This is a genomic window from Micropruina sp. (assembly GCF_047606365.1).
Taxonomy (GTDB): Bacteria; Actinomycetota; Actinomycetes; order Propionibacteriales; family Propionibacteriaceae; genus Micropruina.
On the sequence record NZ_JASGEN010000015.1, the window covers coordinates 1 to 8314 of the forward strand.

General features: G+C 71.5%; 8 protein-coding genes. 3 read left to right on the plus strand and 5 right to left on the minus strand.

Features of this window, described 5'->3' with window-relative positions; translation table 11 throughout:
* From QM624_RS02375 to mraZ, 5 genes are all read right to left on the minus strand, one after another.
* On the minus strand, window positions 1-172 hold a 172-nt coding region (locus QM624_RS02375; protein ID WP_415088511.1), incomplete at its 3' end, for a Mur ligase domain-containing protein.
* A gap of 13 nt (window positions 173-185) precedes the next feature.
* Entirely contained in the window at window positions 186-2024 is a 1839-nt protein-coding gene (locus QM624_RS02380; RefSeq protein WP_415088505.1) for a peptidoglycan D,D-transpeptidase FtsI family protein, read from the minus strand.
* A complete protein-coding gene (locus QM624_RS02385) occupies window positions 2021-2698 on the minus strand; it encodes a hypothetical protein (protein WP_415088506.1) in 678 nt (225 codons plus the stop codon). The genes QM624_RS02380 and QM624_RS02385 overlap by 4 nt, the downstream gene beginning before the upstream one ends.
* The gene (gene rsmH, locus QM624_RS02390; RefSeq protein WP_415088507.1) at window positions 2695-3660 is read right to left on the minus strand and encodes a 16S rRNA (cytosine(1402)-N(4))-methyltransferase RsmH; all 966 of its coding nucleotides are present in this window, start codon (window positions 3658-3660) and stop codon (window positions 2695-2697) included. The genes QM624_RS02385 and rsmH overlap by 4 nt, the downstream gene beginning before the upstream one ends.
* A 148-nt stretch (window positions 3661-3808) precedes the next feature.
* Window positions 3809-4237, minus strand: a complete 429-nt coding sequence (mraZ, locus tag QM624_RS02395) for a division/cell wall cluster transcriptional repressor MraZ (RefSeq protein ID WP_298131917.1) — start codon at window positions 4235-4237, stop codon at window positions 3809-3811.
* A 141-nt stretch (window positions 4238-4378) separates the two neighbouring features.
* Here mraZ and QM624_RS02400 point away from each other — a divergent pair, with 141 nt between their 5' ends.
* The 3 genes from QM624_RS02400 to QM624_RS02410 form a co-directional block, all read left to right on the plus strand.
* Window positions 4379-5344 carry an AAA family ATPase gene (locus QM624_RS02400; RefSeq protein ID WP_415088508.1) on the plus strand — a complete coding sequence of 322 codons (966 nt, stop codon included), beginning with the start codon at window positions 4379-4381 and terminating at the stop codon, window positions 5342-5344.
* A 2-nt stretch (window positions 5345-5346) separates the two neighbouring features.
* Window positions 5347-6543, plus strand: a complete 1197-nt coding sequence (locus tag QM624_RS02405; protein WP_415088509.1) for a DUF58 domain-containing protein — start codon at window positions 5347-5349, stop codon at window positions 6541-6543.
* Window positions 6540-8314, plus strand: a 1775-nt coding sequence (locus QM624_RS02410) for a transglutaminaseTgpA domain-containing protein (RefSeq protein WP_415088510.1), incomplete at its 3' end; no start/stop codon positions are given. The genes QM624_RS02405 and QM624_RS02410, both read left to right, overlap by 4 nt.

Genomic DNA, 8314 nt, shown 5'->3' on the forward strand with positions numbered 1-8314 from the left:
CGCCGCGCCGGACGGCCTCGGCCGCGAACCGGGCGCCGTGGGTGCGTTGCCCCGGCAGCGCCGCATACACATCGCCCGGTCGGACCGCCCGCGAGTCGAGGGTCACGCCGGTGACGTCGGCGTCCCCCGCTCCGGGCAGCAGCCCGGCCAGGCGAGTAGCGCGCTCAGCCATGGTCACGACCCTATTACTGAAGCGGGAGCTTGACGCCCTTGGTGGACGACGGCGGGACGGCGTAGCGGGGCAGCGCCAGCTGCATCACGTCGTGCATGATCGGGGCCGCGACGGCCGCACCGGAGGCACCCTTCTTCGGGTTCCAGACCACCGCGTAGACCAGCACCTGGGGGTTGTCGATCGGCGCGACGCCGACCGTGGAGACCACCAGCCGGTCACGCGAGTAGCAGTTGCAGCCGGGATCGAACAGCCGCGCCGTGCCGGTCTTGGCACCGATCCGGTAGCCGTTGATGCTGAACGCCGGGCTGGTCTGGTTCAGCGCCTGCTGCTCCATCAGCGAACGCACCTGCGCCGAGGTGTTCTCGCTGATCACCCGGCGCGGCGTGGTGTCCTGGTTGGGCCGGGTGTAGGGCTGCCCGTCCATCGTCGAGATCACCGTGGGCGCGTGGTAGACGCCGCCGTTGACGATCGCGCCGACAGCGGCCGCGTTCTGCACCGCGGTCACCGACAGGCCGCTGCCGAAGGAGTTGCTGTCGCGGGTGTAGTCGGCGATGTTCGCCTTGGGCAACAGGCCCGCGGACTCGCCGCCCACCCCGATGTTGGTGCGCTTCCCCAGGCCGAACGCGTTGTAGTAGGAGTACAGCTGCTCCTTCGGCATCCGGCGGGCCAGGGTGATGGTGCCCAGGTTGGACGATTTGGCGAAGATGCCGCGGGCCCGCAGGGTGATGTCCCCGTGGTTCCAGGCGTCGTGCACCGAGTTGACCTTGTCGTATTTGATCACGCTCGGCACCTTGACCTTCTCGTCGGGGTCGATGGTGCCCGAGTCGAGCATCGCGGCGAAGGTGAGGATCTTCTGCACCGAGCCCGGCTCGTAGGCGTTGGTGGTGATCCGGTTGGTCATGTCCTGGGGGTTGCTCTTGCCGGGGTCGTTGCTGTCGAAGGACGGCGCGTTGGCCATCGCCAGCATCTCGCCGGTGTTCGGGTTGGTCACCACCACGGCGGCCGCTTCGGCGCCGGTGTCGGCGAGCGCCTTGGCGAGCCGCTGCTCGGCCAGCAGCTGCAACGAGTTGTCGATGGTCAGGCCGACATTGCGGCCGTTCTGCGGCGGGATCAGCACGTTGTCACCGAGCGGGATCTTGCCGTTCGGCGAGGAGTCGTAGATCTCCTTGCCGTCGGTGCCCTTGAGTTGCTTCTCCAGCGACAACTCCAGGCCGCCGGCCGCCTCGCCCTGCTGGTTCACCCAGCCGATCAGGTTGGAGGCAAGTGAGCCGTTCGGGTAGCGCCGGGTCGGTGCGGTGATCCGCCGCAGGCCCAGCAGCTTGGCCTGGGTCATCTCGGCCTGGATGTCGGCGAAGGTCTGCGCCGGCACCCGCTTGGCGATCACCTTGTAGGACGACTTCGGGTCGGTCAGCTGCGGCAGGTACGAGTCCGGGGTGTTGCCCAGATGCCTGGCCAGGATCTCGGCCAGCCGCTGCGGTGCGGCGGCCGCGACCTCACGGTCGTAGCTGGTCATCTGGCTGTCGGTCATCTTGCCGTTGGTCCGGATCATCTTCGGGTCGGCCACCACCTGCACGGTGTCCTCGGTGAAGGCCAGGATGTCGCCGTAGCGATCGCTGATCTCACCGCGGGACGCCGGCAGCACCTGGGTCTGCTGCATCTGGTCGGCGGCCGCGGTCGCGTAGGTCTTGGCGTCGAACGCCTGCACCTGCAGGGCGCGGCCGGCACACAACGAGAAGACCACGGCGATGGCGATCAGCAGTACCCGCAGCCGGCGGATCGGCGAGGCGAGCGGCAGCCGGGCGCGACGCAGCCGGGACAGCTGCCGAGCCGCGGTGGACTTCGGCGCCGTCATCGGCCGCTCCCGTTCCGCTTCGTGCCGGACTCACCCGGCTTCTTCGCCTCTGCCTTCTTCTTCGCCGCCTCTGCCTTCTTCTTGGCTTCCGCCGCCTTCTTCTTGGCCTCGGCCGCCTTCTTCTCGGCCGCGGCCTTCTTCTCGGCGGCCCTCTGCTTCGCCTCCGCGGCCTTCTGCTTGGCCTCGGCGGCTGCTTTGGCGATGGCCTCTTCACGGGCCTTCGCGATCTTGGCGAGTTCTTCGGGGGTGCGGTAGCGGACGTCCGGCACCTCCTGACCGGTCATCGCGGTCGGCTTGCCGATGATCTCGCCGCTGGGCAGCTGCAGGTACGCCGGGTAGGGGTTGGGCACCATGCCGAGCTTGGACGCGGCCACCGCCAGCCCCTCGCTGGAGCGGGCCTGGGTGACCTCGGTCTCCAGGGCGGCCATCCGGTAGCCGAGCTGGGTGGCCACCTTCTGCTGGTCGCGCACCGCGAAGGCCTGCTCCTGCAGCGCCGTGTTGAGCAGCAGCAGCCCCACCATGCCCAGCGCCAGCAGCACCCCGAGACCCAGGATGAACGGGATGCTGGCCACCGTGCGCTGCGGACGCCGCACCTCACGGAGACTCTCCCGCGGCGCGCGTTGCTCGCTACGCCGCTGACCGGGGTTGGACTTCGGGGCCAGGAGTGCTGTCATGCTGCCACCTCGTTGATCCGTTCTGCCGCGCGCAACCGTGCCGAGGCGGCGCGCGGATTGACCTGCACTTCGTCTGTGTCGGGGCGCTCGGCGCCCCGGGTGAGCAGCACCAGCCGAGCCCGCAGGGCGGCCGGGACCTCCGGCAACCCGCGCGGGGCGCGGTCGGTGGCCGCCTCGCGCAGCGCGTTCTTCACCAGCCGGTCCTCACCGGAGTGGTAGGCCAGCACCGCCAGGCGTCCGCCGGGGGCCAGCGCGTCGATCGCGGCCGGCAGCAGGCCGGCCAGCGCGGTCAGCTCGTCGTTGACCGCGATCCGCAGGGCCTGGAAGGTGCGCTTGGCGGGATGCCCTCCCCCGGACGCACGGGCCGCGGCCGGGATCGCCTGCTCGATCACCCGGACCAGCCGGGCGGAACCGGTGAACGGCTCGGTGGCGCGTTCGGCCACGATCCGCCGGGCGATCCGGTCGGCGAACCGCTCCTCGCCGAATCGGCGCAGGATGCGGGTCAGTTCGGGGACGTCGGCGGTGTTCAGCAGTTCGGCCGCGGTCAACGGCTGGGTGTCGTCCATCCGCATGTCGAGGGGGGCGTCGGCCCGGTAGGCGAAGCCGCGTTCGGTGCGGTCGATCTGCATCGACGACAGGCCCAGGTCGGCCAGGATCGCCTGCACCGCCGGGCGCTCTGCCTCGGCGAGCACCTCGGGCAGTTCGTCGTAACGGGCCTGGAACAGCACCACCCGGTCACCGAAGGGGGCCAGCCGGGCCGCCGCGGCGTCCAGCGCGTGCCGGTCGCGGTCGATGCCGATCAGCCGGGCCTGCGGACAGGCGGTGAGAACGGCCTCGGCGTGACCGCCGAGGCCGAGGGTGCAGTCCACATAGGTGGCCCCGGGAGCTTGTAGGGGCACGCTGAGCAGCTCGACGATGCGCGTGCACATCACCGGCACGTGCACGGCCTGCTGCCCGTCCATCTCGACCCCTCCATCAACCTTGGATGGCACCCTCGCGTGCGCCGTGGTTTCAATCCGTGGGAGCCGCCTGGCACCGGGGAAGGTGCGCCAGGGGGCGTCGCCCCTCGGATTGAAGCCGCACCGCACGCGACGGTGTTGCTTCGGCGGGTCACCCCGCTCCGAATACCTCTTCGTCCATTTGTGCGAAGGCCTCCTCCTGCGCCGCGGCGTAGGAGGCCCAGGTCTCCGCGTCCCACACCTCGATGTGGTCCAAGGCGCCGATCACGACGATCTCCCGACGCAGGCCCGCGTAGTTACGCAGGTGCTCCGGCACGGTGATCCGGCCCTGGCTGTCCGGCGTGGACGAATCCGCGCCGGAGGCGAACATCCGCTGCACCGAGCGCACCTTCGCCAGGCTGGACGATCCCGCGATCATCCGATCGGCAGCCGCCTGGTAGGCGGCTGGGGTGAAGATCGCCAGGCAGCGGTCAGGCTGCCTGGTGATGACCAGGCCCCCGTTCAGTTCCTCGCGGAACTTCGCGGGGAGGAAGAAACGACCCTTGTCATCGAGCTTCGGCGTGTGGGTTCCCAAGAACACCGGGACCCACCCCCTCGACTCTGTCCTCCACTTGGCGCCACTGTACTCCACTTTCCTCCACTGAGGTATCAGTGTGCGCCCGTCGGTGCGTCGGAGACGCCCGGTAGGGTGGCCGCAGCGCCGAGGCCAGAGGGGGAATACGTGGAACGCAGCCCAGCGAGCCAGGTCGACGACCTGCGCGCTGTCGCCGACGACATCCGCACCGCGGTGCAGAGCGTGATCGAAGGGAAACCCGAAGCCGTGGAACTCGCCCTGGTGGCGCTGTTCTCGTCGGGTCACCTGTTGATCGAGGACGTCCCGGGCGTCGGCAAGACGATGCTCGCCAAAGCCCTGGCCCGGGCCATCGGCGGCACCGCGCAGCGCATCCAGTTCACCCCCGACCTGCTGCCCAGCGACATCACCGGGGTGTCGATCTTCAACTCCGAGCACCGGGTCTTCGAGTTCAAACCGGGCGGCGTGTTCGCCAACGTGGTGATCGGCGACGAGATCAACCGGGCCTCCCCCAAGACCCAGTCGGCGCTGCTCGAGGCGATGGAGGAACACCAGGTCACCGTCGACGGCGTCACCCATCCGCTGCCGCACCCGTTCCTGGTGGTCGCCACCCAGAACCCGGTCGAGATGGAGGGCACCTATCCGCTGCCCGAGGCGCAGCGCGACCGGTTCAGCCTGCGGATCTCGATCGGCTACCCGGTGCGGGCCGCCGAGGTCGCGATGCTCGACCACCACGGCGGCGGCGATCCGCTGGGCGAGCTACGGCCGGTGACCGACGCCGAGACCGTGGCGGCACTGACCGAAGCGGTGCGTTCGGTCTTCGTCCATGCCGCGATCAAGGACTATCTGGTGGCGATCCTGGAGGCGACCCGGACCAGCCCCGACGTCCGGCTGGGCGGTTCACCGCGCGCCGGCCTGCAATTGCTGCGGGCCAGCCGGGCCCGGGCGGTCCTGCAGGGCCGCAACTACGTGATCCCCGACGACATCCAGGCGCTGGCCGCGCCGGCGCTGGCGCACCGCATCCTGCTCAGCCCGGCCGCCCAACTGGCCGGACGGAGCGCCGACGACGTGGTCCGGGCCGCGGTCGACGGCGTCGGCGTCCCCGACCGCGACTAACGATGATCCGGCTGACCGCGCGCGGCCTGGGCCTGGCCACCGTGGCGGTGATCCTGTTGATCGCCGCGGGCGTGACCGGACTGCGTCCGCTCGCCTGGCCGGCGGGCCTGCTGCTCGGCCTGGTGGCCGCGGCGACCCTGCTGGCCTGGCTGTCGGCGCGGCGCGCCTGGCTGCGGCGCCGATTGTCCACCGACCGGGTGGCGGCCGGTGCGTCGGTGCCGATCCGGCTCGAGCTGAGCCGGGACAGCATCGGGCTCGGCGCCTGGGGTTATCTCGAGGACGCGGTGCCGCCGGGGCTGGGCGGTGCGCCGGTGCTGCCGGTGCCGTCCGGCTGGGGGCATCTGGAGACCCAGCTGCACTACAGCCTGGGCACCTTCCTGCGGGGTCGGTACCGGATCGGTCCCTGCCAGTCGACGACGCTCGACCCGCTCGGACTGGCCAGCGCCCGCCGCCGGCTGGGCGGCCGCAACCTGCTCACCGTGACACCCGCCGTCCACCCGCTCGGCGCGGCCACGGCCGGCGCGGGCACCGGCCTGATCGGCGAGGCGACGCAACGCCGCAGCAGCGTGCTGGGGCCCGATGACGCGCTGATCCGCGAGTATCGGCCGCGGGACGAGCTCCGGCGCATCCACTGGCCCTCCACCGCGCACACCGGGACGCTGATGGTGCGCCGCGAGGAGCATGCCTGGGAACCCAGCGCGCTGATCCTGCTGGACAACCGCGGCACCGGGCATGTCGGCGCGGGGCCGACGTCCAGCTTCGAATGGGCGGTGTCGGCGGCCGCTTCGGTCGGCGCGCACCTGATCGACGCCGGCTACGACGTGACGCTCAGCGAGGCCGGCGGACGCCGGCTGACGGTGGCCGGCGACACCACCCGGGAGAGCCTGCTCGACCACCTGACCGACAGCACCCTGACCGATGCCGAAGACCTGGCCGACGCGCTGCGCTCGGACAGCGGTGGCCGGGCCGAGTTGCTGATCGCGATCATCGGACGGCTCACCCGCGCCGATGCGGTCGCGCTCACCACTCTGCGGCGGCACGGCGCACTGTGCCGGGCGATCCTGCTGCAGCCCACCGAGCCCGGCCCCGACGACCCGGCCGACATCTTGCTGGCCAACGGCTGGCGGGTCGTCCGGGACGCCGCCGGCGGCGGAATCCCGCAGGCCTGGGCAGCCCTGGCCGACGAGGTGCCGCGATGATCCGGACCTCGGACCGGACCGGTGCCGCGGTTGCGGTCGCCATGGCGCTGGCACTCGTCGCGCTCGTCCCGATCACGTCCGACAGCGGGCTGTTCCTCGACTGCGTGCTGCTGATCGCGGTGATCGGCGCCGCCGGCATCATCGCCCGCCGGAGCTTGCGCAACGACTCGGTGGCCGGGCTGGCGCAGGCTGCCCTCGGCGTCCTGGCGATGGCCGGACTGGCCCTCAATGCCGGGCTGACCAACCCGTTCGCACTGCCCGCCGAGCTCTCCGACGGCGTCCATTGGGTGGCGGCCTCGTCCGCGCCGATGGGGCCCAACCTCGGCGTCCGGCTGATCACCACCAGTGCCATCGGCGTGCTGGCCTTCCTCGCCGATCAGCTCGCGGTGACCCATCGACAGGCGGCCTGGACACTGTTGCCGCTCGGCATTCCCTACCTGCTCACCGCGCTGGCGCTGCCGGCATTGGTTCCGTTCGGCGCGCTGCTCTGGCCGGCGGTCGGCTATCTGCTGGTGCTGCTGGCCGACACGGCCGGACGGATGCCCCGGTCGGCGGCGTCCGCCCGGACCGGCGGGGGCCCGCTCATCGGCGGGTTGGTTTGCCTGCTGATCGCCACCCCGTCCGCACTGTTGGCCGGCCTGGTCACCCCGGGACTGGATCCGGCCAAGACGGCGCCGTTCACCGGCCAGGGCCCGGTGCAGATGGGCGATCCGTCGCTCGACCTGCGCCGCAACCTGCAGCTCCCGGTGGACCGGCAGGTGCTCAGCTACACCACCAGCAGCGGCGACGGCACCCGGTTGCGGCTCACCTCGCTGCCCGCCTTCGACGCCACCGGCTTCCACCTCGAGCCGATCGACCTGTTCTCCGGGCCGCTGCCCGCCCCGCCCGGGGTGGCGTTCGGACGTCCGCGCTTCCAGGTCGACGTCAGCATCACCGACTTCAACTCACAATGGCTGCCGCTGCCGTACGCACCGGCCGATTTCACGGCGTCCGGGAGCTGGCGGCACGACCCGCTCTCGCTGAGCGTGCTGGCCACCGGCGACGGACGCGACGCCGCCACCAACGGGCTGCGCTACCAGGCCACCATCGTCGATGTAACACCGACCGCGCAGCAGGTGGCCGCCGCAGGCGCCGGCGATCCGGCCGACGGCGGGGTGACCGCCGCGGTACCCGCCGACCTGCCGGCGCGGATCCGAACCCTGGCCGAGGAGATCACCCGGCGGGCGACCACCGACGGCGAGAGTGCGCAACTGATCCAGGACTGGCTGCGCTCGCCCGCCTTCAGCTACAGCCTGGACCCCGCGCCCGGCTCGGGCTACGAGGCCCTCACCCGGTTCCTGTTCGACGACCGCCGCGGCTACTGCGAGCAATTCGCCACCTCGATGGCCGTACTCGCCCGCGCCGTCGGCATCCCGGCCCGGGTGGCCGTCGGCTTCCTGCCCGGTGAGCGCGCCGGGGACGGCTGGAACGTGTCGATCCGCGACATGCACGCCTGGCCCGAGCTGTACCTGGAGGGTCTGGGCTGGGTCGCCTTCGAGCCGACGCCGTCGGTCGCCGAGCCACCCGACTATGCGACGGGCACACAGACCACCCGGCCGACCCAGTCGGCGACGCCGTCGGCCTCCGCCACACCGAGTGAGGAACCGGAGCCGAGCGTGGAGCCGGAGACGCCCGAACCGGAGACGGCACCCACCGAGCCGACCGCGGGGCCGGACCTCGGCTGGCTGGGTTGGGCCGGCGGTGCGCTGCTCGTCGGTGCGGCGGCGGTCAC